This window comes from Methylobacterium sp. J-092, from assembly GCF_022829325.1.
Lineage (GTDB): Bacteria > Pseudomonadota > Alphaproteobacteria > Rhizobiales > Beijerinckiaceae > Methylobacterium.
In genome coordinates this window covers 1-25,589 of record NZ_JAKSXU010000052.1, presented here as the reverse complement: position 1 = coordinate 25,589, position 25,589 = coordinate 1, and the positions used below count along the sequence as shown (strand labels likewise).

The window sequence follows — 25,589 nt, the reverse complement described above, 5'->3', positions numbered from 1 at the left end:
CCGAAGGGCCAGCGCAGCAGGGCCGTGCGATCGACAACGGAGGGCGGATGAACGGCCTTCCGGCGGCCCCTTTCGTTGACGCTCGGCGGCGGGCACACTACGTCCGGTGCAGCGGCGGGCGCGGGAAGCGGGCGGCCTCGCGATTCCTTCGGCCCCTTCGGCGCGCGAGAAGCCGTTTCCAGACGCCTCATGGACAATCCCCTCGATACGGCCGCCTCCGCGACGGAGCCCGAGATCCGCAGCCGCGAGCCGTCGCAGGCGCGCGACCCGGCGGGGCTCGTCGCGCGGTTCGAGGCCGGGCAGCCGCTGACCATGGATTCGGGCGCCGCGCTCGCGCCGTTCCAGGTCGCCTACCAGACCGCCGGCACCCTCAACGCCGCGCGCACCAACGCGGTGCTGATCTGCCACGCGCTCACCGGCGACCAGCACTTCGCCCACCCCCATCCCGTCACCGGCAAGCCCGGCTGGTGGACGACGCTGGTCGGTTCGGGCAAGCCGATCGACACCGACCGCTACTTCGTCGTCTGCTCCAACGTGATCGGCTCGTGCATGGGCTCGACCGGCCCGGCCTCGATCGACCCCGCGACGGGCTCGGCCTACGGGCTCGACTTCCCGCTGGTCACGATCCGCGACATGGTCCGCGCCCAGGCGATGCTGCTCGACCATCTCGGCATCGCGGACCTGTTCCTGTGCATCGGCGGCTCGATGGGCGGGATGCAGGTGCTGCAATGGGCCTCGCTCTACCCTGAGCGCGTGTTCGCGGCGATGCCGATCGCCACGGGCGCGCGCCATTCGGCGCAGAACATCGCCTTTCACGAGGTCGGCCGGCAGGCGATCATGGCCGACCCCGCCTGGGCCGACGGTCGCTATCTCGAGGCCGGCACGCGCCCCTCGAAGGGCCTCGGCGTCGCGCGGATGGGCGCGCACATCACCTACCTGTCCGAGCCGGCTTTGCACCGGAAGTTCGGGCGGCGCTTCCAGGGCGGCTCGGCGCCGACCTTCTCGTTCAACGCCGACTTCCAGATCGAGAGCTACCTGCGCCACCAGGGCTTGAGCTTCGTCGAGCGGTTCGACGCCAACGCCTACCTCTACCTGACGCGGGCGATGGACTACTTCGACCTCGCCGCCGACCACGGCGGCGTGCTCGCCAACGCCTTCAAGGGCACGAAGACGCGGTTCTGCGTGATCTCGTTCACCTCCGACTGGCTGTTCCCCACGGCCGATTCCCGGGCGATCGTGCACGCGCTGAACGCCGCCTCGGCCCCGGTCGCCTTCGTCGAGGTCGAGAGCGACAAGGGCCACGACGCGTTCCTCCTCGACGAGCCGACGCTGTTCTCGGCGGCCCGCGGGTTCATCGACGCGGCCGCCCGGGCGCGCGGGCTGTGAGCGGGCGCGAGGACCTGTCCTTCGGCGACGCCGCCTCCGGCACGCCCTGGGAGGCGGCGGACGACCTGCCGCGCACGCCCGAATCCGGCGGCGCCCGCGTCGACCACCTCGTGGTCCTCGGGCTGGTGCCGCCCGGCGCGCGCGTCCTCGACATCGGCTGCGGCGACGGCTCGCTGCTGGCGCTGCTGCGCGACCGGCGCGGCGTCGACGGGCGCGGCATCGAGCTGTCGCGCGAGGGCGTGAACGCCTGCCTCGCCCGCGGCCTGCCGGTGATCCAGGGCGACGCCGACACCGACCTCGAGAACTACCCCGACGACGCGTTCGACGTGGTGGTCCTGTCCCAGACCATCCAGGCGACGCGCAACCCGCGCATCGTGCTGGAGCACCTGCTCCGCATCGGCCGGCAGGTGGTGATCTCGTTCCCGAACTTCGGTCATTGGCGGGTGCGGGCCGAGCTGGCCTTCCGCGGGCGGATGCCGATCACCGAGATCCTGCCGGAAGCCTGGTACGAGACGCCGAACATCCACCACTGCACCATGCGCGACTTCGTCGAGCTGTGCCGGGCGGTCGACGCCCACATCGAGAAGGCGGCGGCGCTCGACGCGCGCGGACGGCCGATGCGCTTCTCGATGCCGTGGTGGTTCTGGAACCTGATCGGCGCGCAGGGGGTGTTCCTGCTCAGGCGGGGCCGCCTCGGAGCCGGCTGATCGGTCGACCGCGCCGGGCGGCATCGAGCCGAGGCGGACATCGATCGCGTCGATCGCGCATCTTCTCACGAACCCGTGAGCATTCGTGAGCCCGCCTCAAGATCTGCAGAGGTATTGGTTAACCGCGATTTAAGCGATCTCGGGCGATCTTCGGCTGTCCAACGTGATCGGATAGATCGATGCTCCGTCTTTCAAACATCAAAATCCTGCCGAAGCTCATTGCCGTGATCGCATCGATCGCCGTCGTCGTCGGTGGATGCGTCTGGTATGCGCAGGCGCGCATGACCACGATCGACGACGCCTACAGCCTCCTGATCGTCCACGAGGCGAAAGGTGTCGCGAGCGCGCGCCGGGCAAACGGCCTGATGTTCGAGCTCAACTACTGGGTCTACCGCATCATCGCCGAGACCGACGAGGCCCAGATCAGGAGCGCCAATGCGGGCTTCGAGGCGGTGCTGCCCAACATGAGGCAGGCGCTGGCCGACCTCCGTGAGCAGGCGCCTGCCTTCGGCGCGCGCGTCGAGGCGCAGAACGCCCGGGTCGACCGGTTCCTCAAGGACGTGACCGAGGTGCGCAGGCTCGGGACCGCGAACGAGAACGCGGACGCCATAGCCCTCGTGCACAGCGCCATCGATCCGACCTTCGCCACCATGACGGACGAAGGCAGCAGGCTCGCGCACGACATTGCCGCCTATATGGAGCATCAATCCGACGTCCTGAGCGATCAGACGAATGCGACGCGCTACACCCTGATGGCGCTGGCCGCTCTCGGCCTCCTGGTCGGCCTCGTCGCCGCGACCCTGGTGTCGATCGTCGGCATCACGCGTCCGCTGGGTCGGCTGGTCGTCGTCCTCCAACGTATGGAAAACGGCGAGATCGATGCGCAGATCGCCGAGGCGCGCCGCGGCGACGAGGTCGGCTCCGTCGGCCGGGCCGTCGAAGGCATCACGGCCATGGTTGCCCGGAAGGCCGCCGAGCAGGCGGAGATCAAGGGCATCGCCGACGCGGCGGCGGCCTCCGAGCGCAAGCGCGTCATGACGGAGCTGGCCGACGGGTTCGAACGGGCGGTCGGCGGCATCGTCGGCATGGTGTCCTCCTCCGCCACCGAGCTGCAGGCCACCGCCCAGACGATGACCGCGACCGCACGGGAGACAGCCAGCCAATCGTCCACCGTGGCGGCCGCCGCCGAGGAGGCGGCCTCCAACGTGAATACCGTGGCGGCGGCGGCGGAAGAGCTCGGCTCGTCGGTCCAGGAGATCGGGCGGCAGGTCTCCGGCTCGGCCGACCTCGCGCAGACGGCGGTCTCCGAAGCGGAGCAGACCGGACGCCTGGTTCACGAACTGAGCCAGGCGGCCGCCAAGATCGGCGACGTGGTGGGGCTGATCTCGAACATCGCCGGGCAGACCAACCTGCTGGCGCTCAACGCCACCATCGAGGCGGCGCGCGCCGGAGAGGCCGGGCGCGGCTTCGCGGTGGTCGCCGCCGAGGTAAAGGAGCTTGCCAACCAGACGGCCAGCGCCACCGCCGAGATCGGCAGCCAGATCGCCCAGATCCAGACCTCGACGCAAGGGGCGGTGCAGGCGATCGGGACCATCTCGACGCGCATCCGCGAGATCGACGCGGTCGCCGCGTCGATCGCGGCGGCGGTGGAGGAGCAGGGTGCGGCGACCCAGGAGATCGTGCGCAACGTCGCGCAGGCCTCCGCCGGCACGAGCGAGGTCACCGGCAACATCGCCGGCGTCGCGCAGGCTTCGGAGGAGACCGGCGCCGCGGCCGCGCAGGTGCTGGCCTCGGCGTCCGAACTGTCGCGTCAGTCGGAGCATCTGGGCGCGGAGGTCACCCGCTTCCTCGCCACCGTTCGTGCCGCCTGAGCCGCCGGGCTTTCCGGGGCGGCTCCGAGGCCGGGCATCGTGCCCGGCCTTCCTCCGTTCGCGGGCCTCCGCCGCGGCACCGGGCGGTCAATGCCCGTCGATGAACTCCAGCATCGCGGCGTCGAAGCGGTCGGTCGCCTCCATGTGGACGAGGTGGCCGATGCCCGCGAACACGATCGCCCGGCCGTTCGGCATCCTCGCGGCCAGCGCCGTCGCGTTGTCGGCGTTGCGGCCCATCCTCGCAGCGAGGTCCGGCGGGGCGTAGGGCTTGCCCGGCGCGTTGTGGTCGGCGCCGCCCATGACGAACAGGGTCGGCATCGGGAGCAGCGGGATCTCGTGCACCACCGGCTGGCCCCAGATCATGGTGTAGGAGTTCACGAACGATTGCAGCCAGCGCGGATACTCGCCCGCTCCCTTCACCCGCTCGCGCACCTCGACGAACGGCTCGATCGCCGATTCCGGCAGCGAGAGCGCGTAGCTGGTCATCAGCTGCCGGCGGTAGGCGGCCGCCGTGAGCTCGCCCTCGCGCTTGAGCAGGGTGTCGTTGGCGACCGGCGGCACGCTGAAGCGGTAATCCTCCAGGCCGAGCGGCGCCTCGAGGACGAGGCTGTTGACCCGGTCGGGGGCGTTGCGTGCCAACCGCACGGCCAGCATCCCGCCCAGCGAGTGGGCGACCACGTCGACCCGGCGCAGGTTCAGGTGATCAAGCAGCGCGACGGTGTCGGCGGCCATCGCGTCGAAGGTGAACGGGCCGATGGGCTTCGAGGACTTGCCGAAGCCGAGCTGGTCGGGCGCGACCACGCGGTAGCCCGCGCCCGTCAGCGCCGCGACGACCGGCGCCCAGTAGCTCGCCGGGAAGTTGCGGCCGTGCAGCAGCAATGCCGTGCGGCCGTTGGCCGTGCCGGTCGGCGCCACGTCCATGTAGGCGAGGCGCTGGGCCTCGCCGTCGCGCGACAGCGCGAGGAAGCGCACCGGATACGGGTAGGCGAAGCCTTCCAGCCCGATGCCGAGCGGCGGTGCCTCCTGCGCCGGCGCCGCCATCGGCATCAGCGGCAACAGGGCGAGCAGCAGGGCGGTGGTCCGCGTCATCGTCGGCATCGGGGCGTCATCCGTCGGATCGAGGCGACGACGCGATGGCGCGTCGCGAAGGCGGAAAAGCGGCGCACGGGCGAAGGATCCCGCGGCCATGTCACCGGCGCGCTGCTCAAGCCTGCGTGAAGCCGCTATGTGCGGGCGCAAGCGCCAGGCGAACCCACGGCGGCGGGCCCGGCCGGGGTCGGCCCAGAACGAGGTTTTCGACGATGACCGAGACGGCCGGATCGTCCGGACGACGCGCGATCCGCGGGGCGGAGGAGGAAGCGCAGGCGGCAAGCGGCCTCGGCGACGGGAGCCCGGCCGCCGCGAGGCCGGCCGACGGGCTTCCCCCGCGCGAGCGCCTGCTGGCGATGGCGGCGGTGTCGCTCGCCATGACCATGGCGGTGCTCGACGGGGCGATCGTCAACGTGGCGCTGCCGGTGATGGCCAAGGACCTCGCGGTCGATCCGGCCGCGGCGATCTTCGTGGTCAACGGCTACCAAATCGCGGTGACGGCGGCGCTCCTGCCCTTCGCCTCCCTCGGCGACATCCTCGGCTACAAGCGCGTGTACCTCGCCGGGCTGGCGGCGTTCGTCGCGGCCTCGCTCGCCTGCGCCTTCGCGCCGAGCCTCGGCTTCCTGATCGCCGGGCGCCTGGCGCAGGGGCTCGGCGCCGCCGGCGTGATGAGCGTCAACATCGCGCTGGTGCGCTTCATCTATCCCCACCGGATGATCGGCCGCGGCGTCGGCAACGTGGCGCTCGTCGTGGCCGTCGCCTCCGCGGCCGGCCCGACGGTCGCCGCCGCGATCCTCTCGGTGGCGCCCTGGCCGTGGCTGTTCCTGGTCAACCTGCCGGTGGGCGGCCTCGCCTTCCTCGTGGCCTCGCGGACGCTGCCGGCGACGCCGCGCAGCGGGGCGCGCTTCGACGCGTTGAGCGCGGTGCTGAACGCGCTGACCTTCGGCCTGCTGATCGTCGGCGTCGACCGCCTCGGCGACGCCGACGGGCGGGCGATCGCCTTCGCCGAGATCGCGGGGGCCGTCGCGGTCGGCGCGGTGTTCGTGCTGTACCAGCTGCGCCTGCGGGCTCCGCTGCTGCCGGTGGACCTCCTGCGGATCCCGGCCTTCGCGCTGTCGATGGCGACCTCGATCGCCTCGTTCGCGGCGCAGATGAGCGCCTACATCGCCCTGCCCTTCTATTTCCAGGACGTGCTGCACCTCTCGGGCACGCAGACCGGCTTCCTGATGACACCCTGGCCGATCGCGATCGCGGCGATGGCGCCGGTCGCCGGGCGGCTCGCCGACCGCTACCCGCCGGGGCTGCTCGGCGGCATCGGCCTCGCGCTGATGGCGTCGGGCATCGCCGCGATGGCGCTGCTGCCGGCGCACCCGGCGACCCTGGACATCGTCTGGCGGCTGACGCTGAGCGGCCTCGGCTTCGGCCTGTTCCAGACGCCGAACAACAAGGTCATCATCACCGCCGCCCCGCGCGAGCGCAGCGGCGGGGCGAGCGGCATGCAGTCGACGGCGCGGCTCACCGGCCAGTCCCTCGGCGCGGCGATGGTGGCGGTGATCTTCGGGATGACCCAGGGCGCCGGGCCGGAGCGGGCGGTGTCGCTGGCGCTGTGGTCCGCGGTGGCGCTCGCCGTGTTCGGCGGCTGCGCCAGCGTTCTGCGGCGGGGCAGAGCCGGATAGGCTGCATGCCACCCGGGGCCGGACCGGCGCGTTGATCGGCATCGCGAGACATCGCGGCAACCAGGGATCGACCGAAATGGACATGAACCTGAAGGGCCGCCGCGCCCTCGTCACCGGCTCCACCGGCGGCATCGGCTTCGGGATCGCCCAGGCGCTCCTCGACCTCGGCGCCAGCGTCGGCATCAACGGGCGCACCGCGGAACGGGTCGAGGCGGCCATCGCGGCCCTGCGCGGGAAGACCCAGGCCGGCGAGGCCTTCGCGGCGGTCGGCGACGTGGCGACGGCCGATGGGGTCGCCGCGCTGGTCGCGGCGCTGCCGGACGTCGACATCCTGGTCAACAACACGGGGATCTTCGAGCCGAAGCCGTTCTTCGACATCCCCGATGGCGACTGGCAGCGCTTCTTCGACGTCAACGTGATGAGCGGCGTGCGGCTGTCGCGCGCCTACGCGCCGGGGATGGTGGCGCGGGGCTGGGGCCGCGTGGTCTTCATCGCCAGCGAGTCGGGCATCAACATCCCGGTCGAGATGGTCCATTACGGGATGACGAAGACGGCGCAACTCGCGGTCTCGCGCGGGCTCGCCGAGACGGTCTCGGGCACCGGCGTCACGGTCAACAGCGTGCTGCCGGGGCCGACCCTGTCTGAGGGCGTCGCCGATTTCATGAAGCAGATGGCCGGCGGATCGGGCGAGGCCGATCTCGACGCCCTCGGCCGCCAGTTCGTCGCCGAGCACCGCCCGACATCGCTGATCGGACGGCTGGCCAGCGTCGAGGAAGTGGCCAACATGGTGGCCTACGTCTGCAGCCCGGCGGCGAGCGCGACCAGCGGCGCGGCGCTTCGAGTGGATGGCGGCGTCCTGCGCAACATCGCCTGACGCCTGATCGGGTCGCGCGGGGCGGCGTGGCGCCGCCCCGTTCGAGCGCACCGTCGAAGCAGGACGATCCGGGAACCGCGTCTCCGAATCGACCCGACGACGGGTCCGGCGCGGCTCAGGCCTTGAGGTGGGCGGCGAGGTGCTTGTTCATCTCGAACATGCTGCACTTGTCCTTGCCGAAGACCTTCTTGAGCTTGTCGTCGGCGAGAATCTCGCGCTTGTTCTCCGGGTTCTGGAGGTTGTGCTTCTTGATGTATTCCCAGACCTTGCTGACGACCTCGCCGCGCGGGATCGGGCTGGTGCCGACGATGGCGCCGAGATCGGCCGAGGGCTTCAGCGGCTGCTGCAGGGCGTTCGGCTTGGCGCCGGCGGCGGCCTTGGTCGCCTTGGGGGCTGCAGCCTTCGCGGGCTTGGCGTCCTTGGTCTCCTTCGCAGCCTTCGGGGCGGCCTTTTCCGTCGTCTTGGTTGCCATGGGGTTCCTCCGGTTCTCGCTGCGAGCGTGAACGTGACATCCCCGCAGCAGGGGTGAGCATAGCAGCAAGAACTAAGGGCTAGCGCAGCCGTTCCAAGGGAAAACTGGAACAGTTCCCTTCATCATCCACAGGGTGTGGCGCCGGCGGGCGGCTTCGGCACCGGTTTTCGCGCCGCGAAACCCTTTCTTCACCCAACCGGAGGACAGATCCGGGCATGGTCAGCACCGCCCTCGCCCTCGCTTTCGTCTCCGCGTTCGCCCTGGTCCTCGGGCTCGGCATCGGCATCGCCGCCGAGCCGAATGCTTGCGATCACCCGCATGGCGGCGGATTGATCTGAGGGCGCGAAGGCCGGAGCGGACGCCGGATCCTCGCGAACCGTCCGGCCGCCCGGACGTTGGCGGCGTCGGAGGACGGCCCTCCCGCCTTCCTCCTCGCGCCGCGGAAACCTCTGCCCATGTCGAGCCTCGAGCCGAACACCCTCGACGGCATCGCGCACATCATCCAAGTGGCGCTGACGCCGGTGTTCCTGCTGTCCGGGGTGGCGACCCTGCTCAACGTCTTCGGCGCGCGCCTCGCCCGCGTGTCGGATCAGGCGGAGCGGGCGTCGAGCCTGCTCGCGGGCGCGAGCGAGGCGGAGCGCCGCCGCCTCGGCCACCGGCTCGACCGCCTGCGGCTGCGGGCGCTGCTGCTCGACGCGGCCGTGGTGCTCGCGGCGCTTTCGGGGGTCTCGACCTGCGGCGCCGTCCTGACGCTGTTCGTCGGCGCGCTGCGCGACGCCACCGTGGCCGGCGTGCTGTTCGCGTTGTTCGGCACGGCGATCCTGTGCACGCTCCTGGCGCTGGTCGCCTTCGGGACCGAGATGCTGTTCGCGAGCCGCGGCGTGCGCAACCGTGTCGCCCTGCGGCGCGCTGAGGCGGAAGCCGGCCCGGAAGGCTGAAGGGGCCCGCGGAACCCATCGCGGGTCCGAGCTTTCCCCTGCGAACGCCCGGGATGCCGGGTCCGTGCAGTCCTGCGAAAGGGTATCGCGATGCCGACAGATCTTCCCAACGAGCGCAGCATCCGCAAGGCCGGCTCGATGGAGCTCGACCCCTCGGCCGAGGGTGTCGCCATCGACGAGACCGTCCGGCTGATCGCCTCCAACAAGGTCGAGGGCACGGCGGTCTACGATGCCGCCGGCAAGCACCTCGGCGCGGTGCACAACTTCATGGTCGACAAGGTCTCGGGCCAGGTCGCCTACGCGGTGCTCGCCTTCGGCGGGTTCCTGGGGCTCGGCGAGAACCACCACCCGCTGCCGTGGAAGGCGCTGACCTACAGCGTCGCGCTCGGCGGCTACGTGGTGGATATCGACGCGGCGACGCTCGCCGGCGCGCCGAGCCACGGCGCCGGCGAGGACGGCTTCGCCGATCCGGCCTATGGCGGCCGGCTCGACGACTATTACGGTCGCGGCCCGAAAGCGGCCTGACGATCAGAACTTGCCGCCGAGGCCGACGCTGCCGCCGGGCGTCAGGGACGGCGTCATGCCGCCCGACGACCCGCCGCTGGTGGGCTCGCCGTCGATCTCCTCGCGGCGGATGCGGCGCGCGCCGTCGTTCGCGGCGCGCGCGTCGTTGCGCTTGTCCTTGGGCAGGTCGAGCGTCCGGGTCGGCGCCGTCGCCAGCGGGCGCCCGTCGGAATCGACGTTGGCCATGCGCGCCTCGCGGCCCGGAAGGGCGCCGCGCAGCGACGGCGGCGGCCCGACCTCGGCCGCCGGCATCACGCCGCCGCCGCCGCCCAGCGCCCCGCCGAGCGCCTGGCATCCGGCCAGGGCCGCGCCGAGGCAGAGGGCGGTGGCCGTCAGCGCGAGCGGGCGGCGGAGGCGACCCGCGGCGGTCGAAGGCGAGGCAGGCAGAGGCGAGGCAGCCATGGGCGGTGAAGTCCTGTCTTCTCGTGGCGGCCATGGTGGGACCGGGCCGCCGTCATGTCGTTGACGGCCTCTCTACGATGCAGTTTGGGCGAAAACCAGACGCCGCCGCGTCCATCCCGGGACGCGGCGCGAGGCTCTCGCCGATCGATCGGGGGCATCGGAGCGGATGCACGCGGCCCGAAACGTGCGGCGCGAAACCTGCACACCAAAACGTGCGGGTCGGGCGACCGGACGCGATTCACAACTTCGCCTTGGTCGAACGGCATGCGAAGGTCGTGCTCTCGTAACCCGTGACGATGCGGCGGAGACACCCGCGCGTCGCCACGGCCGCGCCGCGCCGACGCCAGCACTTGAGGACCTTGCGTGACCACACCGATCCGGATGATCGCGACCGCGACGATCACCCTCTGGACCGCCCTCCTCGGGAGCGCGTCCGTCATGGCTCAGGCGCCGATGGCGCAGACGCCCGCGCCGCAGACCCCGCCGGCCGGCAGCGAGACCGCGCCGGCGACACCGGCCGCGCCGCCCCCGGTCGCCCCGACCGCGCCGCCGCAGGCCCAGCAGGGCACCCCCGCCACCGTCCTCGACACCCAGGATTACGAGAGCGTGCTGGGCAAGAGCGTGCGCAGCGCCAACGGCGACGAGCTCGGCCGGGTGATCGACCTGATCATCGACAAGGAGGGGCGCCCGCGCGCGGCGATCATCGATTTCGGCGGCTTCCTCGGCGTTGGCTCGCGCAAGATCGCGGTCGACTGGCGGGCGCTCCGCTTCACCTCCGACGGCAAGGTCGGGCGGCTGTCGTTGCAGCTGAGCCGCAATCAGGTCCGCGTCTCGCCCGAGTACAAGGCCGGCGAGCCGATCGTGGTCCTCGGCCCGGCGAGCCCCGGCCCGGACGGCGAGCAGGCGACGGCACCGGCCGCTGCCCAGCCTGCGCCCGCCCCCACGGCCGCACCGGCGCCTGCCGCCGTGCCGGCGCCGCCCGCGCCCGCGCCTGCCGCGAAGCCCGCGGACAAGCCGGCCGCTGAGAAGGTGCCCGATAAGTGACGGTGGCGCGACCGAAGGACCGCCGCGTCATCCCCCCCCGCGAGGCGCAGCGCCAGGCGAGGCTCGACCACGAGGTCCGCGCCCGTCCGGTCCGGCTGCGCGAGCCGACCGTCGAGCCGGCGCCCGCGGCCGCCGACGCGGACGGGCTGTCGCGCGCGAGCCGGCGCGGGCTCGATCTGTTCGCCTTCTTCGTCGCCAACCTGCAGACCGGGTTCGGCCCGTTCCTGGCGGTGTACTTCACCCAGTCGAAATGGACCCAGTCCGACATCGGCTTCGCGCTCACCGTCGGCAGCCTGGTCAGCCTGCTCGGCCAGGTCCCCGGCGGCGCCTTCGTCGACGCGATGCGCTCGAAGCGGTTCGCGGCCGGCGTGTCGGTCGCCGCGATCTCGGCGAGCGCGCTGGCGCTGGCGCTGTGGCCGAACTTCCTCATCGTCCTGCTCGCGATGGCGGTGCATTCGGCCGCGAGCTGCATCCTGACGCCGGCGATCGCCGCGATCAGCATCGGCCTCGTCGGCCATGCCCGCGCCGGCGAGCGCCTCGGGCGCAACGCCAGCTTCCAGGCGATGGGCAACGCGGTCGCCGCCGCCGGCATGGGCGCCTGCGGCTACTACCTGTCGAACGACGCGGTGTTCTACCTCACCGCCGCCCTGGTGGTGCCGACGATCATGGCGCTCTCGGCGATCCGCGCCGAGGAGATCGATGCCGGCGTGCGGACGCAGGAGGCCGAGCCCCGCAGCGGCGACGCGGCGGCGGGCGGCGTGAAGGCCCTGCTGACCAACCGCGCGCTCCTCAGCTTCGCGGCCTGCATGACGCTGTTCTTCCTGGCCAACGCCGCGATGCTGCCGCTCGTCGGCAGCGTCCTGACGCTGCGGGCGAGCGAGACCGCGACGGCGCTCGTCGCCGCCTGCATCATGGTCCCGCAGGCGGTGCTGGCGGTCCTGGCCCCCGCCGTCGGCCGGGCGGCGGAACGCTTCGGCCGCTATCCGGTGCTGCTGGCGGGGTTCGCCGCGCTTCCGATCCGCGGCCTGCTCTTCGCCTACACCGACAACCCCTACATGCTGGTCTCGATCCAGGTCTTTGACGGCATCTCGGCCGCGGTGCTCGGGGTGATGGTGCCCCTCGTCGTCTCCGACCTCACCCGCGGCACCGGTCGGTTCAACCTCGCGCTCGGCGCCGTCGGCACCGCCATGGGGATCGGGGCCGCGCTCTCGACCTCGCTCGCCGGAATCCTGGCCGACCGGCTCGGCAGCCACACCGCCTTCCTCGGGCTGGCGCTCGTCGGGGCCGGCGCCTTCGCCCTTGTCGCGCTGATCATGCCCGAGACCCGGCGCGGGGCGGCACGATGAGGATTCTCGAGCCCTGCACGGGGCGGTCCGGCACCGGAATCGCATACCGGTCAAACGGCGTTCAGCTTCGTGCGATAAAAGCGCGGCGCAGGAAAGGGTTCACGCAACGGTTGACGAGGCTGTTGCGTTGCCCCGCCGGCGCTTATTTTTATCCGCGTCCCGTCGTAGTGCCATCCGCCAACGCATTCCTCGTGTCGACCGCCCCGTCGCTCACCGCGTCATCACCCCCTTCGCCCCTCCCCCTTCCGCCGGCCCTCCGCGTCGCCTGAAATCGAGATGCTCATCGCGATGGAAGACCTCTGCCAATACGCCGACCGGCCCTTCGCCTTCGTGGGCCGCTACCTGCGGCGCCGGGCGTTGCCGCATGCGGTGATCCTGATCGCGGTGCTCGGCGCCGTCGGCTTCTCGGTCTCGACCGACTACGCGCTGAAGGGCGTGGTCGACGCGCTGAGCAAGGGGCCGCAGGCGAACCTCGTCTGGGGGGCGCTCGCGGTCCTCATCGCCTTCATCGCCGCCGACAACATGCTCTGGCGCGTGGCCTCGCTCGTCGGCTCGTTCACCTTCGTCGGCGTCACCGGCGACATCCGCCGCGACCTGTTCCGGCACATGACCGGGCACTCCCCGAGCTTCTTCGCCGACCGGCAGCCGGGCACGCTGGCCTCGCGCATCACCGCGACCTCGAACGCGATCTTCACGGTCGAGAACATGTTCGTGTTCAACGTGATGCCGCCCTGCGTCGCGGCCTTCGGCTCGATTCTCTACATCGGCAGCGTCAACGTCACGATGGCCCTGGTGCTGGCCGGCATCTTCGCCGCCGTCGTGGTGCTGATGTTCAAGATGGCGGCGGCCGGCAAGCCGCTGCACCACGACTTCGCCTCGAAGGCCGCGAGCGTCGACGGCGAGATGGTGGACCTCGTCGGCAACATGCCGTTGGTGCGCGCCTTCTCGGCGTTCAAGCGCGAAGGCGTGCGCTTCGAGGGCACGATCGCCCAGGAGATGCGCGCCCGCCGCTCCTCGCTGCTCTACCTCGAGAAGCTCCGCATCGTGCACGCGATCCTCACCGTGCTCGCGGTGCTCGGCCTGCTCTACTGGGCGATCACCATGTGGGAGGCGGGGCAGGCGACCAACGGCCAGGTGGTGCTGGTCTGCACGCTGGGCATCCGCATCCTCGCCGCCACCCGCGACCTCGCCGTGGCGCTCGTCGACGCGACCCAGCACACCGCCCGCCTCTCGGAGGCGCTGCACACCCTGCTGCAGCCGCACGACCTGATCGACCACCCCGAGGCGGTGCCGCTCTCGGGCACCGGCGCGCGCATCGAGTTCCAGCACGTCGCCTTCGCCTACCCGGACGGGCGCTCGGTCTTCACCGACTTCGACCTCGTGCTCGAGCCCGGCCAGCGCGTCGGCCTCGTCGGCAAGTCGGGCGGCGGCAAGTCGACCCTGTTCTCGCTGATCCAGCGCTTCTACGAGGCCAAAGGCGGCAAGATCCTGATCAACGGCCAGGACATCGACCGGGTGACGCAGGAATCCCTGCGCGAGGCGATCACGGTCGTGCCGCAGGACGTGTCGATGTTCCACCGCACCCTGCGCGAGAACATCCGCTACGGCCGGCCGGAGGCCTCGGACGAGGACGTGTGGAAGGCGGCCGACGCGGCGCACTGCACCGACTTCATCAACGCCCTGCCGGAAGGATTCGACACCATCGTCGGCGACCGCGGGGTCAAGCTCTCGGGCGGCCAGCGCCAGCGCATCGCCATCGCCCGCGCGATCCTCAAGGATTCGCCGATCCTGCTCCTCGACGAGGCGACCTCGGCGCTGGACGCCGAGTCGGAGGAGGCGATCCGCCACGCGCTCGCCAACCTGATGAAGGGCCGCACGGTCATCGCCATCGCCCACCGGCTCTCGACCCTCAAGGACTTCGACCGGATCGTGGTTCTGGAGGGCGGCCGCATTATCCAGGACGGCTCGCCGGACAAGCTGACCCATCTCGACGGCTTCTATCGCGAGCTGATGAAGAAGGAATCGATGTCGATGGGCGCGCTCGCCGCGGCCTGAGGCGGACGTCCCCTGCCCTCCCCCGCAGAGGGGGGAGGGAGAGTGGAGGTCGGCGTTTCGATCGCCGCCGGAACTCAGCCGACTTTCATCGACCGGAACAGGAAGCGCCGGGCGTCGTCGTCGAGCTCGGCCTTGAACGCGTGCCGGCCCTTGAGGCTTTCCGCCCGCTGCGCCGCCGGGCGGGCGCTCACCGTGTCGAGCAGCCGCTTCACGTTCGGGAATTCGAGGATCGCGTCCTCGCCGAGCATGAAGGGCAGCATCCGCGCCCAGCCCCAGACTGCCATGTCGACGATGCCGTACTCGGCGAGCACGAAGCTGCGGCCGGCGAGGTGGGCGTCGAGCACGCCCCAGTGGCGCCGCGCCTCGAACACGTAGCGCTCGGCGGCGTATCCCGTCCGCTCGGCCTCCGGCGCGAAGTGGCGGAAATGCACGCACTGGCCGGAGAACGGCCCGATCCCGGTGGCCACGAACATCAGCCAGGACAGCATCTCGCCGCGGGCCGCCTCGCCGTGGGGCAGGAAGGCCCCGGCCTTCTCGGCCAGGTGCAGCAGGATCGCGTTCGAATCGAACACCGTAGCGTCGCCGTCGACGATCGCCGGCACCTTGGCGTTCGGGTTGATCGCGGCATAGGTCTCGGCGAACTGCTCGCCCCTGCGCGTGTCCACCGGGATCGGCTCGTAGGCGAGCCCGGTCTCCTCGAGGCACAACGCCACCTTCATCGGGTTCGGCGCGAGGTTGTAGTAGAAGCGGATCATCGGGTGCGCATCCTGCGTGTCGGCCGGGTCGGGCATCGCGCGAACGCGGCACCGGTGGCAAGGCCGGCGCGTGCCGGAGGGCGGTGGGCCCGCTTACTCCACCACCACCTTGTAGCTCTGCCCCGTCTTCAGCGGCACGCCGCGCTCCAGGCCGTTGAGCACCAGGAACCGATCCAGCGCGCGGTCCGGCACCGCCATCCGCCGGGCGAGGTCCTCGGCGTTCGACGAGGCGGCGACGACGATCTGCAGGCGCAGAGGCTTGAGCGAGGCGGTCTCGGCCGGCGAGACCGAGGCCAGGCTCGCGATCCAGCGGCGGAAGGCCGGGTCGGGGTCGGTCGCGCCCTTGGACGCCATGATCAGGCGGAAGGTGGCGTCGCCGACGCGGATCGCGGCGAGCCGGAAGGTCCAGTCCTTGCCGCGGGACAGGGCGGTCGCCGCCGGATGGTCGGCGATCGGCTGGACCTCGATCGAGGCCGGGTCGATCGCGTCGTTCCACGTCGCCTTAAGGATCGCGTCGAGGGTCTGGCCGTCCTTGGCCTCGACCTGGTCGAACAGCAGGCGCCGGCTGCCCTCGTTGGTGGTGCCCAGCACCGCGTTGCGGGTGTTCTCGATCGAGAAGCCCTCCGGCACCTCGAAGGCGATGCCGAGGCTCGGATGCATGAAGCGGTGCCCGCGCACCGCGCCCTCGCCGGGGTTGTCGCCGTAGGCCAGCCCGTCGATCGCCGCGAGGTAGGCTGCGCGGTCGTCGGTGCCGACGCCAGGCGCCCCGGTGCGCCGCGCGGCACGGGTGACGAGCCCGATGCGCTCGGCCGTGCCCGGATGGGTCGCGAGCATGTCCGGCTCGGCCGCAGTGCCACCGCCGGCCTTCAGCGCCAGGGTCCGGTTCAGCGCGGTGAGGAAGCGGCCGGCGCCGTAGGGGTCGTAGCCGGCCTTCGCCAGGGTGCGCACGCCGGCCGCATCGGCTTCGAGCTCCTGCTCGCGGGAGAAGCGGGCGAGCGCGAAGCGCGACTGACTTTGGAGCTGGGCGCCGGTGGCCGGATCGTTCAGCACGTCGGCGACCACGCGGCTGACGAGCTGCGAACGCAGCTCGAGCTCGGTCCGGGCGGTGGCGTGGCTCAGCGTGACGTGCGCGATCTCGTGGGCGAGCACGGCCGCGATCTCCGAGGTGTCGCTCGCCAACGCGACGAGGCCGCGGGTGACGTAGAGGCGGCCGCTCGGCAGGGCGAAGGCGTTGACCACGGGCGAATCGAGCAGCGTCACCGCGTAGGTTTGGTCGGGCCGGTCGCTCGCCCTGACCAGCCGGTCGGTCACCTCGGTGAGCAGGCGCAGGGTGGCCGGCGACCGGTATTCCCCGCCGAAGGAGGCGACGAGCTTGGCGTGGTCGGCATCCGTGACGTTGGCGGGACGGCCGGTGGTGCGCGGCGCCTCCGGCGGCACGGAGACGACGGCCGGAACCAGCACCGCCCCGGTCTGCTCGCCGGCGCAGGCCGAGAGCGCGAGCAGCAGGGCGAGCGCCGGCGCGCGACGCGCCTGCGCGCGGCCGCCCTGCCCAATTCCCGTTCCGCTCCGCGTCGTGCCGCCCATCATGCCGTTCAGCGCCGCAGCGCCCGCTCCCCATCCGTGCTCGCGCCGGCGATCGCCGTGGGCGCCTCCAGCACTTCGATCGTCTCCGGCACCGCGATGTCGAGGGTCGGCCCGCGACGGATCTCGACCACCCCGCGCACCCGCACCCGCGCGTTCTTGAGCCTGTCCGCACTCAAACCATGTTCGCGCATCCTGCGCCAAGTGCGTTTCGACACGGTGACCGTGAGCCCGTCCTCCCCCCGGGCCGCGAAGTCGAGATAGGTCCGGCTCGGGCGCTCGCCGACATGGCGGATCGTGCCCTGGACCACGACGAACCGCCCCGCCGCCGCGCGCAGGCCAGGACCGTCCGAGGCCTCGAGCGACGGCTGGTGCCAGAGCCCGAGTCCGGCCGTGCGCGCGGCCTCCTCGACGGCGAGCAGCCCCGGGCGGCACAGGGCGTCGCCCTCGCCGGCATCGACCTGGGCGAGACCGGCACCGACGAGGTCGCCCGCCAGGTCGACCGGTCCATCCGCCTCCGACAGGGCGTCGATGCGCAGGCGGCCCCAGCGGTCGGCCTCGCCGCGGGCGACGACGGTCAGCGGGCGGCCGCGCAAAGCCAGCAACCTCTCGGTCGCGGCCTTGGCGATCTCCGGGTCGTCGGGCCAGCGCACCGATCCGAGCACCGCGCGAGCGCCGGAGGCCAGCGCGAGCTCGCCGCGGGGCTCGACCGCGGACAGGGTCTCCGTCCGTCCGTCCCCGGAAAGGCACTCGGCCGTGCCGGATCGCGGCGCCGCCGCGACGCGGGCGGCCGAGGCGGCGAGCGCGCAGGCCGCGACCGCGAGCATCCGCCCCGTCCATCCCATCGCCACGACTCCCGCTCCGACGTCCGCTGCAGCATGCCCCGGATCGACGCGATCCGCACAGGGCAATCCGGCCACACCGGCGAAGCCGCGGTTGCCCAGTGGACTCGCACGGCGACGATGGTACAAACCTCCGGTACGTCTCCGTAGCTCAGCTGGACAGAGCACAGGTTTCCTAAACGCAAATTGGGCGCCGCATCGGGAAACCGCGCGGCGGATCCGCTCAAATTCGGGGAACGCTTCCGGTCCCGGCGATCCAGGTCGCCGGAATCCTGCCGATCCCGAGCCAAGCCCGCGCAGTGCCATGCGCGGGAAGGTGTAGAGACTAGACGGGCGGCACCTAAGGGCGCCTTCGGGCGCCTAGGGCGAAGGGATAGTCCAGGCCACGAACGCGGGCACCCGCCCGCGGCGGCGAAAGCCGAAGTGGTATGAAACCTGGGGTCGCAGGTTCGAGCCCTGCCGGGGACGCCACGCATTCCACCTGATGCGACGCGGCCGATCGCGGGACGATCGGCCGGTCCGCAACGGACGCTGCCGACGCATTGGATCGATCACGGGGACCCTGCACCAGGCCGGGTCACTAACGCGGCGTGACGATCGTACCAGTGAAAACAACTGAGACCGGGAACCAGTTGCATTCGCAACTGTTGCTGCCGGGATCGTCCAACCCTGGGTCGATCCCTTGGTAGGACGTGCCCCACCCGTGACCGCAGGCGTCGACAGATCGGAACTCCGGCAGATCATCGCCGGCCTGACCGAAGGGGTGATCCTCGTCGAGCCCGATCAGCGCATCGTCTGGGCGAACGAGGCCGCGCTCGCCATGCACGGGGCCGAGAGCCTCGCCGAGCTCGGCGCAACGGTGGACGAGTACCGGGCCCGGTTCTCCCTGCGCTACCGCAACAACCGCCCGCCGGACCAGTACCCGATCGAGCGGGTGGTGCGCGGCGAGACCTTCCACGACGTCATCGTCGACGTGCGCCGCACCGACCGGCCGGACGTCGACTTCGTCCATTCGCTCCGCAGCATCGTCGCGACCGACACGTCCGGGACGCCGAGCTGCCTCGCGCTGATCCTCCAGAACGTGACCCCGCAATTCGAGGCGGAGGAGCGGTTCGAGAAGACCTTCAACGCCAACCCGGCCCCGGCGGTGATCACCCGCCTGTCCGACCTGCGCCACGTCAAGGTCAACACCGGCTTCCTCGAGATGACCGGGTACACCCGCGACGCCGTGATCGGGCGCAGCGTCTACGAGGTCGACGTGCTCGCCGGCGCGCGCAGCCGCGACCTCGCGATCGCCCGCCTCAACGCCGGCACCACGGTCCCGCAGATGGAGGCCTGCCTCGGGCTGCCGGACGGCGGCACGCGGTTCGTGATCGTCGCCGGCCAGCCGATGGAGCTGGGCGACGAGCCGTGCATGCTGTTCACCTTCGCCGACCTCGAGCTGCGCAAGAAGGCCGAGACGGCGCTGCGCCAGAGCGAGGAGCGCTTCGCCAAGGCGTTCCAGCTCACGCCCGTGCCGACCATGCTGTGCCGGGCCGACGGCTTCGCGGTCACCGGCATCAACGAGGCCTTCACCCGGGTGTTCGGCTACGGCCAGGACAAGGTCGTCGGCCGCACGCCGGAGGAGATCGGTCTCTGGACCAAGGATGCGGCCCGTCAGCGCTTCGAATCCGCGGTGATCCGCACCGGCTCCGTCCTCGGGCTGGAGACCTGCCTGCACGCCCAGGAGGCCGGAGACCTCGATTGCCTCGTCTCCGCCGAGCGCGTCACCATCAACGACGAGGCGTTCGTGCTGGCGGTGCTGCAGGACATCACCGAGCGCAAGCGCTCCGAGCGCGACCTGTTCGTCGCGATCGAGGCGGTGATGGCCGACACCTCCTGGTTCAGCCGCGGCCTGATCGAGAAGCTCGCGAGCCTCCGCCACCCGGGCGAGGCGAGCGCCGAGGATCCGACCCTCAGCCTCACGGTGCGCGAGCGCCAGATGCTCGGCCTGGTCTGCGCAGGGCTGAGCGACGATGCCATCGCCAAGCGGCTGAACCTGTCGCGCAACACCGTCCGCAACCATACCGCCGCGCTCTACCGCAAGCTCGGCCTGCACAAGCGCTCGGAGGTGATCGTGTGGGCGCGCGAGCACGGCCTGCCGGCGACCATCCCGACATGAATAAATCAGAATACCAGTAGTTTTATACCATTGCCTGTTCGATGGGTGTTACCATCTCCAAAGGATAAAGGCAAGACCAACAAGAACAGGGGCAGCAACCCGCCGCATCGAACCACAAGCGATCTGTGCGGATCGCGCCCTCAGCTTGATCGGGCAGCCGCCGGCGACCTGCGCGCCGCGGCCGAGATCGAAGCGAACACGAGTTTTTTCGAAGTCCGACGCGACGTCCGGGTCCACGCGCATGCCGTAGCCGGGGCGACACGCCGCACACGTCTCCCACACCTCGAAGCAACAGGACGAGCATCATGGTCGATACGGATCGCGTCACGGGCGCAGCGAAAGAATTTGCGGGCAAGGCACAGGGCGCCGTCGGCGATCTCGTCGGATCGCGGAACGACTCGGTCGAGGGCCGCTTCCGCGAAGCCCAGGGGTCGGCCGAGAACCTCTACGGCCAGGCCAAGGACGCCGTCCGGCACGTCGCCGGCGAAGCCTCGGACTACGCCGAGGACGCCTACGAGAACAGCGGCCACTACCTCCGCCAGGGCCGTCGCGCCGTCAGCCACCAGGTCGAGGAAAGCCCCTTCGTCGCCCTGATGATCGCCGGAGCCGTCGGCTACGGCCTCGCCCTCCTCATCCATTCCCGCCGCTGACAGCCCTCGTCGTCGCGTCAAGTCTTTCGGAGCATACCGTGGCCACATCGTCCAACATTTCCGCCGCCCCCGTCGCGGCGAGCGCAGCCTCCACCGTCCACCTGCACCAGGCGTCCTGGGGCGCGATCTTCGCCGGCGCCGTCCTGGCGCTGGTGGTGCAGGTCATCCTGAACATGGTCGGCGTCGGCGTCGGCCTGTCCAGCGTCGGCTATCCCGCCGGTGACAACCCCGCCGCCTCGACCCTGTCGATGGGCGCCGGCGTCTGGTTCGTCGTGTCCGGCATCGTCGCGGCCCTCGTCGGCGGCTTCCTCGCCGGTCGCCTCTCGGGCAAGCCCGTCGCCGCCACCGCCGGCTATCACGGCCTCGTCTCCTGGGCGGTGAGCACCCTCGTCGTGCTGTACCTGCTCAGCTCCGCCGTCGGCGGCCTCGTCGGCGGCGCGTTCGGCGCGGTGACCAGCACCCTCGGCGGCGCCGGCTCGCTCGTCGGCGGCACCGTGCAGACGGCCGCCCAGGCCGCGGCGCCCTCGCTGTCCAAGATCTCGAACCCGCTCGACGGGATCGAGAACACGGTGCGCCAGCAGGCGGCCGGCCAGGACCCGCAGGCCCTGCGCGATGCCGCCGCCTCGGCGGTCCGCGCCCTGCTCTCGGGCGATCCGGCCCAGAAGGCCCAGGCCGAGAACCGCGCCGCCGACGCGCTGGCCAAGGCCCAGGGCATCCCGACCGACCAGGCCAAGACGCAGATCCAGGACTACGAGAAGCAGTACGACGCCGCCGTCGCCGACGCCAAGCAGAAGGCCAAGGTCGCGGCCGAGGCCGCCCGCAGCGCGGCCACGCAGGGCGCGTTCTACGGCGCCCTCGCGCTGATCCTCGGCGCGCTCGCCGGCTTCCTCGGCGGCCGCTTCGGCGCCGTCAACCCGGCGCTGGCCTACGGCACCACCCGCCGGGCCTGACCCCTCCGGCCCCGGCACGCCGGGGCCGACCTCCCGCCGGTCGGATCGGCCGGTTCCCATGACATCGCACAAGGAGCGTTTTCGATGAGCAGCACCACCGACAAGATCAAGGGCCTGGCCAACGAGGCCGTCGGCAACGTCAAGCAGGGCGTCGGCAACGTCACCGGCAACGACAAGCTCGTCGCCGAGGGCAAGGCGCAGGAGCTGAAGGGCGAAGCCCAGAAGACCGTCGGCGATGCCAAGGACGGCGCCCAGAACCTCGCCGACAAGGTGAAGAGCAAGTTCTGAGCGAAGCCCGCGTCCCGAGGGACGCGCGTCTTGCCGATCCGACGATGCGGGACGGCAGCCGATGCCGTCCCGCACCTTTCCACCCGAACCGACGGATGCCGACCATGAACCGCGACGAATACCGGGGCGCCAAGCGCCACCTCAAGGGCCGCGCCCAATCCACCCTCGGCGGCATCACCGGCGAGGCCGGGCGCCAGGTCCGCGGCGCGGTCGATCAGGTCGCCGGCGGCGCGCAGTACGCCTACGGCCGCGCCCGCGACCGGGCCGAGGACGTGATCGAGGACGGAACCCACCTCGCCCGCGAAGCCCGCCGCCGCGGAGAGAGCCTCATCGACGACGGCAGCCGCTACGCGCGCGACGCACGCCGCCGCAGCGAGACCTATGGCCGCCAGGCCCTCGGCTATGCCGACGAGAACCGCGCCACCACCCTCCTCGCGCTCGCCGCGGTGGCCTTCGCCGCCGGTTGGCTGCTCCGCCCGGCGCGCTGACCGCCAGAGACAGGACAGATTCCATGATCCGCAAGCTCCTCACCGCCTTCATCGTGCCGAAGCTGATCGCCTATGTAGGCCGCCGCTTCGGCGGGGGCGCCGGGCGCCGTCCGCGCTGACCCCTTCCGGGCTCCGAAGCTTCGGCATCCGGCCGTATCCCGCGACGGGACTGACGGCCGGAGTCGAATCCCGCTATACGCATGCATATGCCGGTAATTGCGGGCAGCCGGGCCAGCCGGCCGGGGCGCGAGGCGAACGATGGCGAAGGGCACGCGAGCCCGCACCGACGCGACGACCGGCTGCGCCATCGCCTCGCGGAGCCGGTGCAGCAACGCGGCGCTGCGCAGGGCGACCCGAAACATCGGGCAGCTCTACGACGAGGTGCTGGCGCCCGGCGGCCTGCGAACGACCCAGCACAGCCTCCTCGTCACCGTCCGCGCGATGGGAAGCCCGACCATGGGGCAGCTCGCCGAGGCGATGGTGATGGACCTGTCCGGCCTCGGCCACACCCTGAAGCCGCTGGCCCGGGACGGCTATCTCCGCCTCGTCCCGGACGCGGCCGACCGCCGCGTCCGCCGCGTGGCGCTGACCGACCTCGGCGCGGCCAAGCTGGAGCAGACGATCCCGCTCTGGCAGGACGCCCAGGCGCGCTTCGAGGCGGCTTTCGGGCAGGCGCGCACCGAGGCCCTGCGCGACATCCTCAGCGCGCTGGCGACGCCAGGGTTTCGCGAGGCTTTTGCGGGCGGCAAGGCGCGCGACGACGCGGGCTGATCCTGCGCCCGCTGCCTGCGCACCGGTTCAGAACAGGGCGACGAGGGCGACCCCCCCGATCATCAGGACGCCGCCGAGGATCCGCCACGGCGTCGCCGGATGCACCGCGAAGCCGACCCAGCCGAAGTGATCGAGCAGGACCGAGGCGACGACGCCGGCCGTCACCAGCAGGCCGAGGAAGGCGCCGGCGCCGATCTGGCGCGCGACGAGCAGCTGCGCGATGACGATGCCGCCGCCGAACACGCCGCCGAACCATCCCCACCACGGGACGGTGGCCAGGTCTTCGGACGACGGCCAGGCGAGCCGGCCGGTGACGAGCCCGACGACGAGAACGGTGGTCGCCGTGCAGATCCCGACGACGAGCCCGGCGGTGAGCGGCTGCGAGAAGCCCTTGGCCAGGGCCGCGTTCTGGCCCGGCTGGATCGCGTTGGCGATGCCCGCGATCAGGACGACGCCGTAGAGGTACCACATGCGAAAAATCCTAGGCCGAAGGGCAACCGACGGAGGGGCAACGGGGCACGGGCGGCCGAGGCGCGATGACGCCGCACCGCTCTGCCAACCGCCCGGCGAGGTTCCTAGATCCGAGACACCCCGCCCCGCCTGGACATGACCCGCTTGCTCCGAATCGCTCTTCTCGTCTTCGTGATCGTGTTCCTCGCGCCGATCGCGGTGTCGGCGGCCCTATACTACCTGCGGAACGACATCGCCGACTGGCGCACCGCCGACCGCTCGAGCGCCGGGCTGCTCCGGCCGGCCGCCCAAAACCCCGAGGCCGTGGTGCGGGTGTTCTCGGCCCGCACGGTGAGCTGGCGCGGCATCATCGCGAGCCACAGCTGGATCGTGGTGAAGGGCGCCGGCGACCGCGCCTACAAGCGGTTCGACTACACCGCCTGGGGCATGCCGATCTGGGTCGACCGGTTCGTGCCGGACGGGCGCTGGTTCGGCAGCACGCCGGAGCTGGTCTTCGCCGCCGACGGCGCCGAGGCGGAGCGGATGCTGCCGCGCATCCGCGAGACCATCGCCAACTACCGCTACGCGAAGCTCGGCGACTACCACCTCTGGCCCGGGCCGAACTCGAACACCTTCGTGGCGGCGGTGATGAGCTCCGTCCCGGAGATGCGCGCGAGCCTGCCGGCGACGGCGATCGGCAAGGATTTTCCCTATGACGGCCGCTGGGCCGGCCCGACGCCCTCGGGCACCGGCTTCCGGATCAATCTCGGCGGCTATCTCGGGCTGACGGTCGGCTGGGTCGAGGGCCTCGAGGTCAACATCCTCGGCGCGGTCGCCGGCCTCGACATCCGCCGTCCCGGCCTCAAGCTGCCGGGCCTCGGCCGCCTCGGCGTCTGAAGCCTCGCGCGGTTCGACGCGGCGCGCGGAACCGGGCTTCGACCGGGCGCCCGCGCGAAAAGCGGGTCACAACCGGATGGCAGGTTCGATGGGAAGCAGTAGGAGACTGCGAACTCTCGGGAAATTTGGTCGGAGTGGCAGGATTTGAACCTGCGACCCCCACGTCCCGAACGTGGTGCGCTACCAGACTGCGCTACACTCCGAAGGCCGGCGGCTTCGCCAGCGAGCGGGGGTATAGCCGGCACCCGGGCGGGCCGCAAGCGGCATCTCGCGGAGCAGTGCGTTTCGCGGGCGATCAGCGCGGGGGGCGGTCCGGCCAATCCGGCGGCAGGGCGCAGCGGGCGATGGCCGCGCCCGGCGCCCGGATCGCCGCGGCGCCGACCGTGCCGGGTCCGGGTTCGAGGTGGTGGAGGCTCCAGGCCTGCGGGTCATCGCCGTCGATCGCGACGAGGCGCGGCGGCGCCGGCGGCAGGGTCAGGGCGAAGCGGTCCAGCGGCAGCGACAGGCCGGCGCCCAGCGCCTTCACCACCGCCTCCTTGCGCGTCCACAGGCCGGTGAAGGCGAGACCGAGCGCCTCCGACGTCAGGGCCGCCAGCGCCTCGGCTTCCCAGGGCGCGAAGTGCGCGCCGGCGATGCGCAGGACGTCCGGGATCGGGCGGACCGCCTCGACATCGACGCCGATCGCGGCCGTGGGCGAGACCCCGACGAGGGCGCGGGTGCCCGAATGCGACAGGTTGAAGCGCAGGCTCCCGGCCAGCGCGCCGGCCAGCTCCGGCTTGCCGGCCGGCCCCGCCGTAAAGGCGAGCGCATCGCCCCCCAAGCCGAGGGCCGGGGCGAGGATCAGGCGCAGCGCCGCGTGGCTCGCGCGAAAACGGTCGCGGTCCTCCGCACGCAGGAAGCGATCCGCCCGGGCGGCCTCGTCGGGCGAGAGCCGCGCATCGCAGCGCGCGAGCTGGCCCGCCGACAGGGCGAGATCGATGCTCCACACCCGGATCACCGTGCTGGGTCCGGGTTCGGTGACGATCCAGGCGGCGTTCACAAGACATACGCCGATGCCGGCGACGCGTACTTCCCTCCCCCCTCTGCGGGGGAGGGTGGGGCGCGCGTCCCTTCCGGCGCGTGGAGGGATGTTCGAGGCCCGACGGGTGGGGTCGCTCTACCCGCGCTGAGGAGACGTCCAGCATGCCCGGCGGGGGGGAGCGGCCGGCGCGCGCGTCCCTTGCAGCGGGAAACGGCGTCGTCATGGCAAGACTCGGGAGGCGGCTCTGGGCGCTGCGAGAAGCCTGCGGCCACGAGGGGCGGTTCTTAGCCACCTACCCGGGCCGCCATGTC

Annotated in this window: 26 protein-coding genes and 1 tRNA gene; 18 read left to right on the top strand and 9 right to left on the bottom strand. The window is 71.6% G+C overall.

From position 1 onward, the window contains the following. Positions 1 to 189: 189 nt before the first annotated feature. The 3 genes from MKK60_RS03645 to MKK60_RS03635 all read left to right on the top strand — a co-directional run bounded on the left by MKK60_RS03645 (position 190) and on the right by MKK60_RS03635 (position 3,964). Complete coding sequence (locus tag MKK60_RS03645) at positions 190 to 1,386, top strand: homoserine O-acetyltransferase (RefSeq protein ID WP_279603959.1); 1,197 nt, start codon at positions 190 to 192, stop codon at positions 1,384 to 1,386. Further along, positions 1,383 to 2,093, top strand: a complete 711-nt coding sequence (gene metW / locus MKK60_RS03640; protein WP_147727140.1) for a methionine biosynthesis protein MetW — start codon at positions 1,383 to 1,385, stop codon at positions 2,091 to 2,093. Before MKK60_RS03645 ends, metW begins: the two co-directional genes overlap by 4 nt. A 179-nt stretch (positions 2,094 to 2,272) precedes the next feature. After that, positions 2,273 to 3,964, top strand: coding sequence for a methyl-accepting chemotaxis protein (locus tag MKK60_RS03635; protein WP_243983964.1), 1,692 nt, complete (start codon positions 2,273 to 2,275; stop codon positions 3,962 to 3,964). Positions 3,965 to 4,051: 87 nt separating this feature from the next. Here MKK60_RS03635 and MKK60_RS03630 read toward each other — a convergent pair whose 3' ends face one another. Further along, entirely contained in the window at positions 4,052 to 5,062 is a 1,011-nt protein-coding gene (locus MKK60_RS03630; protein WP_409567360.1) for an alpha/beta fold hydrolase, read from the bottom strand. A 347-nt stretch (positions 5,063 to 5,409) separates the two neighbouring features. On the opposite strand from MKK60_RS03630, the gene MKK60_RS03625 reads away from it, so the two are divergent. Together MKK60_RS03625 and MKK60_RS03620 are read left to right on the top strand one after the other, a co-directional pair. After that, complete coding sequence (locus MKK60_RS03625) at positions 5,410 to 6,729, top strand: MFS transporter (RefSeq protein WP_243984009.1); 1,320 nt, start codon at positions 5,410 to 5,412, stop codon at positions 6,727 to 6,729. A 76-nt stretch (positions 6,730 to 6,805) separates the two neighbouring features. Further along, on the top strand, positions 6,806 to 7,603 hold the full coding sequence (locus tag MKK60_RS03620; RefSeq protein ID WP_147858299.1) for an SDR family NAD(P)-dependent oxidoreductase: 798 nt from the start codon (positions 6,806 to 6,808) through the stop codon (positions 7,601 to 7,603). Between the two features lie 115 nt (positions 7,604 to 7,718). Here the strand turns inward: MKK60_RS03620 and MKK60_RS03615 are convergent, their stop codons facing one another. Next, entirely contained in the window at positions 7,719 to 8,075 is a 357-nt protein-coding gene (locus MKK60_RS03615; RefSeq protein WP_147727136.1) for an SWIB/MDM2 domain-containing protein, read from the bottom strand. A gap of 215 nt (positions 8,076 to 8,290) precedes the next feature. On the opposite strand from MKK60_RS03615, the gene MKK60_RS28385 reads away from it, so the two are divergent. The 3 genes from MKK60_RS28385 to MKK60_RS03605 all read left to right on the top strand — a co-directional run bounded on the left by MKK60_RS28385 (position 8,291) and on the right by MKK60_RS03605 (position 9,538). Beyond that, positions 8,291 to 8,413: a hypothetical protein gene (locus MKK60_RS28385; protein ID WP_279593021.1), complete on the top strand. Its 123-nt coding sequence runs from the start codon at positions 8,291 to 8,293 to the stop codon at positions 8,411 to 8,413. Between the two features lie 117 nt (positions 8,414 to 8,530). Next, positions 8,531 to 9,013: a DUF2721 domain-containing protein gene (locus MKK60_RS03610; protein ID WP_147841307.1), complete on the top strand. Its 483-nt coding sequence runs from the start codon at positions 8,531 to 8,533 to the stop codon at positions 9,011 to 9,013. A gap of 90 nt (positions 9,014 to 9,103) precedes the next feature. Next, positions 9,104 to 9,538 (top strand): PRC-barrel domain-containing protein, encoded by a 435-nt coding sequence (locus MKK60_RS03605; protein WP_243932293.1) that lies wholly within the window; start codon positions 9,104 to 9,106, stop codon positions 9,536 to 9,538. 3 nt (positions 9,539 to 9,541) lie between these two features. Here MKK60_RS03605 and MKK60_RS03600 read toward each other — a convergent pair whose 3' ends face one another. Further along, positions 9,542 to 9,979: a hypothetical protein gene (locus tag MKK60_RS03600; protein ID WP_243983963.1), complete on the bottom strand. Its 438-nt coding sequence runs from the start codon at positions 9,977 to 9,979 to the stop codon at positions 9,542 to 9,544. A gap of 363 nt (positions 9,980 to 10,342) precedes the next feature. Between MKK60_RS03600 and MKK60_RS03595 the strand changes: the two genes are divergently transcribed. The 3 genes from MKK60_RS03595 to MKK60_RS03585 all read left to right on the top strand — a co-directional run bounded on the left by MKK60_RS03595 (position 10,343) and on the right by MKK60_RS03585 (position 14,424). Continuing rightward, positions 10,343 to 11,023: a PRC-barrel domain-containing protein gene (locus MKK60_RS03595; RefSeq protein ID WP_405043835.1), complete on the top strand. Its 681-nt coding sequence runs from the start codon at positions 10,343 to 10,345 to the stop codon at positions 11,021 to 11,023. Further along, on the top strand, positions 11,020 to 12,369 hold the full coding sequence (locus MKK60_RS03590) for an MFS transporter (RefSeq protein ID WP_409567359.1): 1,350 nt from the start codon (positions 11,020 to 11,022) through the stop codon (positions 12,367 to 12,369). The genes MKK60_RS03595 and MKK60_RS03590 overlap by 4 nt, the downstream gene beginning before the upstream one ends. Positions 12,370 to 12,657: 288 nt before the next feature. Continuing rightward, entirely contained in the window at positions 12,658 to 14,424 is a 1,767-nt protein-coding gene (locus MKK60_RS03585) for an ABC transporter ATP-binding protein (protein WP_147844649.1), read from the top strand. Between the two features lie 74 nt (positions 14,425 to 14,498). On the opposite strand, the gene MKK60_RS03580 is transcribed toward MKK60_RS03585, so the two are convergent. The 3 genes from MKK60_RS03580 to MKK60_RS03570 all read right to left on the bottom strand — a co-directional run bounded on the left by MKK60_RS03580 (position 14,499) and on the right by MKK60_RS03570 (position 17,605). Further along, positions 14,499 to 15,179, bottom strand: coding sequence for a glutathione S-transferase family protein (locus tag MKK60_RS03580; protein ID WP_243983962.1), 681 nt, complete (start codon positions 15,177 to 15,179; stop codon positions 14,499 to 14,501). A gap of 93 nt (positions 15,180 to 15,272) precedes the next feature. Then, positions 15,273 to 16,763, bottom strand: a complete 1,491-nt coding sequence (locus MKK60_RS03575; protein ID WP_243984008.1) for a M48 family metalloprotease — start codon at positions 16,761 to 16,763, stop codon at positions 15,273 to 15,275. An 8-nt stretch (positions 16,764 to 16,771) separates the two neighbouring features. Further along, complete coding sequence (locus MKK60_RS03570; RefSeq protein ID WP_243983961.1) at positions 16,772 to 17,605, bottom strand: thermonuclease family protein; 834 nt, start codon at positions 17,603 to 17,605, stop codon at positions 16,772 to 16,774. Between the two features lie 700 nt (positions 17,606 to 18,305). Between MKK60_RS03570 and MKK60_RS03565 the strand changes: the two genes are divergently transcribed. The 6 genes from MKK60_RS03565 (at position 18,306) to MKK60_RS03540 (ending at position 22,910) form a co-directional block, all read left to right on the top strand. Then, complete coding sequence (locus MKK60_RS03565; RefSeq protein ID WP_147726489.1) at positions 18,306 to 19,763, top strand: helix-turn-helix transcriptional regulator; 1,458 nt, start codon at positions 18,306 to 18,308, stop codon at positions 19,761 to 19,763. Between the two features lie 305 nt (positions 19,764 to 20,068). Further along, positions 20,069 to 20,413 carry a CsbD family protein gene (locus MKK60_RS03560; RefSeq protein WP_243931725.1) on the top strand — a complete coding sequence of 115 codons (345 nt, stop codon included), beginning with the start codon at positions 20,069 to 20,071 and terminating at the stop codon, positions 20,411 to 20,413. A gap of 38 nt (positions 20,414 to 20,451) precedes the next feature. Beyond that, positions 20,452 to 21,363, top strand: coding sequence for a PhnA-like protein (locus MKK60_RS03555; RefSeq protein WP_147859722.1), 912 nt, complete (start codon positions 20,452 to 20,454; stop codon positions 21,361 to 21,363). Positions 21,364 to 21,447: 84 nt separating this feature from the next. Continuing rightward, the gene (locus tag MKK60_RS03550) at positions 21,448 to 21,651 is read left to right on the top strand and encodes a CsbD family protein (protein WP_147727116.1); all 204 of its coding nucleotides are present in this window, start codon (positions 21,448 to 21,450) and stop codon (positions 21,649 to 21,651) included. Positions 21,652 to 21,755: 104 nt separating this feature from the next. After that, positions 21,756 to 22,139 (top strand): CsbD family protein, encoded by a 384-nt coding sequence (locus MKK60_RS03545; RefSeq protein ID WP_243947259.1) that lies wholly within the window; start codon positions 21,756 to 21,758, stop codon positions 22,137 to 22,139. Between the two features lie 258 nt (positions 22,140 to 22,397). Continuing rightward, positions 22,398 to 22,910 carry a MarR family winged helix-turn-helix transcriptional regulator gene (locus MKK60_RS03540; RefSeq protein ID WP_243947257.1) on the top strand — a complete coding sequence of 171 codons (513 nt, stop codon included), beginning with the start codon at positions 22,398 to 22,400 and terminating at the stop codon, positions 22,908 to 22,910. Between the two features lie 27 nt (positions 22,911 to 22,937). On the opposite strand, the gene MKK60_RS03535 is transcribed toward MKK60_RS03540, so the two are convergent. Next, positions 22,938 to 23,381: a DMT family transporter gene (locus MKK60_RS03535; RefSeq protein ID WP_243934249.1), complete on the bottom strand. Its 444-nt coding sequence runs from the start codon at positions 23,379 to 23,381 to the stop codon at positions 22,938 to 22,940. A 135-nt stretch (positions 23,382 to 23,516) separates the two neighbouring features. On the opposite strand from MKK60_RS03535, the gene MKK60_RS03530 reads away from it, so the two are divergent. After that, entirely contained in the window at positions 23,517 to 24,257 is a 741-nt protein-coding gene (locus MKK60_RS03530) for a DUF3750 domain-containing protein (RefSeq protein WP_243931731.1), read from the top strand. Positions 24,258 to 24,383: 126 nt separating this feature from the next. Here MKK60_RS03530 and MKK60_RS03525 read toward each other — a convergent pair. Together MKK60_RS03525 and MKK60_RS03520 are read right to left on the bottom strand one after the other, a co-directional pair. Then, a tRNA-Pro gene (locus MKK60_RS03525) sits at positions 24,384 to 24,460 on the bottom strand. Between the two features lie 92 nt (positions 24,461 to 24,552). Next, positions 24,553 to 25,245 (bottom strand): 4'-phosphopantetheinyl transferase family protein, encoded by a 693-nt coding sequence (locus MKK60_RS03520; protein ID WP_243983960.1) that lies wholly within the window; start codon positions 25,243 to 25,245, stop codon positions 24,553 to 24,555. Positions 25,246 to 25,589 lie beyond the last annotated feature (344 nt).

Excerpts from the sequence above, each read along its gene's own strand:
- MKK60_RS03645 (WP_279603959.1), top strand. The coding sequence starts at position 190 with ATGGACAATCCCCTCGATACGGCCGCCTCCGCGACGGAGCCCGAGATC.
- MKK60_RS03635 (WP_243983964.1), top strand. The coding sequence starts at position 2,273 with ATGCTCCGTCTTTCAAACATCAAAATCCTGCCGAAGCTCATTGCCGTG.
- MKK60_RS03630 (WP_409567360.1), bottom strand. The coding sequence starts at position 5,062 with ATGCCGACGATGACGCGGACCACCGCCCTGCTGCTCGCCCTGTTGCCG.
- MKK60_RS03625 (WP_243984009.1), top strand. The coding sequence starts at position 5,410 with ATGGCGGCGGTGTCGCTCGCCATGACCATGGCGGTGCTCGACGGGGCG.
- MKK60_RS03620 (WP_147858299.1), top strand. The coding sequence starts at position 6,806 with ATGGACATGAACCTGAAGGGCCGCCGCGCCCTCGTCACCGGCTCCACC.
- MKK60_RS03615 (WP_147727136.1), bottom strand. The coding sequence starts at position 8,075 with ATGGCAACCAAGACGACGGAAAAGGCCGCCCCGAAGGCTGCGAAGGAG.
- MKK60_RS28385 (WP_279593021.1), top strand. The coding sequence starts at position 8,291 with ATGGTCAGCACCGCCCTCGCCCTCGCTTTCGTCTCCGCGTTCGCCCTG.
- MKK60_RS03610 (WP_147841307.1), top strand. The coding sequence starts at position 8,531 with ATGTCGAGCCTCGAGCCGAACACCCTCGACGGCATCGCGCACATCATC.
- MKK60_RS03605 (WP_243932293.1), top strand. The coding sequence starts at position 9,104 with ATGCCGACAGATCTTCCCAACGAGCGCAGCATCCGCAAGGCCGGCTCG.
- MKK60_RS03600 (WP_243983963.1), bottom strand. The coding sequence starts at position 9,979 with ATGGCTGCCTCGCCTCTGCCTGCCTCGCCTTCGACCGCCGCGGGTCGC.
- MKK60_RS03585 (WP_147844649.1), top strand. The coding sequence starts at position 12,658 with ATGGAAGACCTCTGCCAATACGCCGACCGGCCCTTCGCCTTCGTGGGC.
- MKK60_RS03580 (WP_243983962.1), bottom strand. The coding sequence starts at position 15,179 with ATGATCCGCTTCTACTACAACCTCGCGCCGAACCCGATGAAGGTGGCG.
- MKK60_RS03575 (WP_243984008.1), bottom strand. The coding sequence starts at position 16,763 with ATGGGCGGCACGACGCGGAGCGGAACGGGAATTGGGCAGGGCGGCCGC.
- MKK60_RS03570 (WP_243983961.1), bottom strand. The coding sequence starts at position 17,605 with ATGGGATGGACGGGGCGGATGCTCGCGGTCGCGGCCTGCGCGCTCGCC.
- MKK60_RS03560 (WP_243931725.1), top strand. The coding sequence starts at position 20,069 with ATGGTCGATACGGATCGCGTCACGGGCGCAGCGAAAGAATTTGCGGGC.
- MKK60_RS03550 (WP_147727116.1), top strand. The coding sequence starts at position 21,448 with ATGAGCAGCACCACCGACAAGATCAAGGGCCTGGCCAACGAGGCCGTC.
- MKK60_RS03545 (WP_243947259.1), top strand. The coding sequence starts at position 21,756 with ATGAACCGCGACGAATACCGGGGCGCCAAGCGCCACCTCAAGGGCCGC.
- MKK60_RS03540 (WP_243947257.1), top strand. The coding sequence starts at position 22,398 with ATGGCGAAGGGCACGCGAGCCCGCACCGACGCGACGACCGGCTGCGCC.
- MKK60_RS03535 (WP_243934249.1), bottom strand. The coding sequence starts at position 23,381 with ATGTGGTACCTCTACGGCGTCGTCCTGATCGCGGGCATCGCCAACGCG.
- MKK60_RS03530 (WP_243931731.1), top strand. The coding sequence starts at position 23,517 with ATGACCCGCTTGCTCCGAATCGCTCTTCTCGTCTTCGTGATCGTGTTC.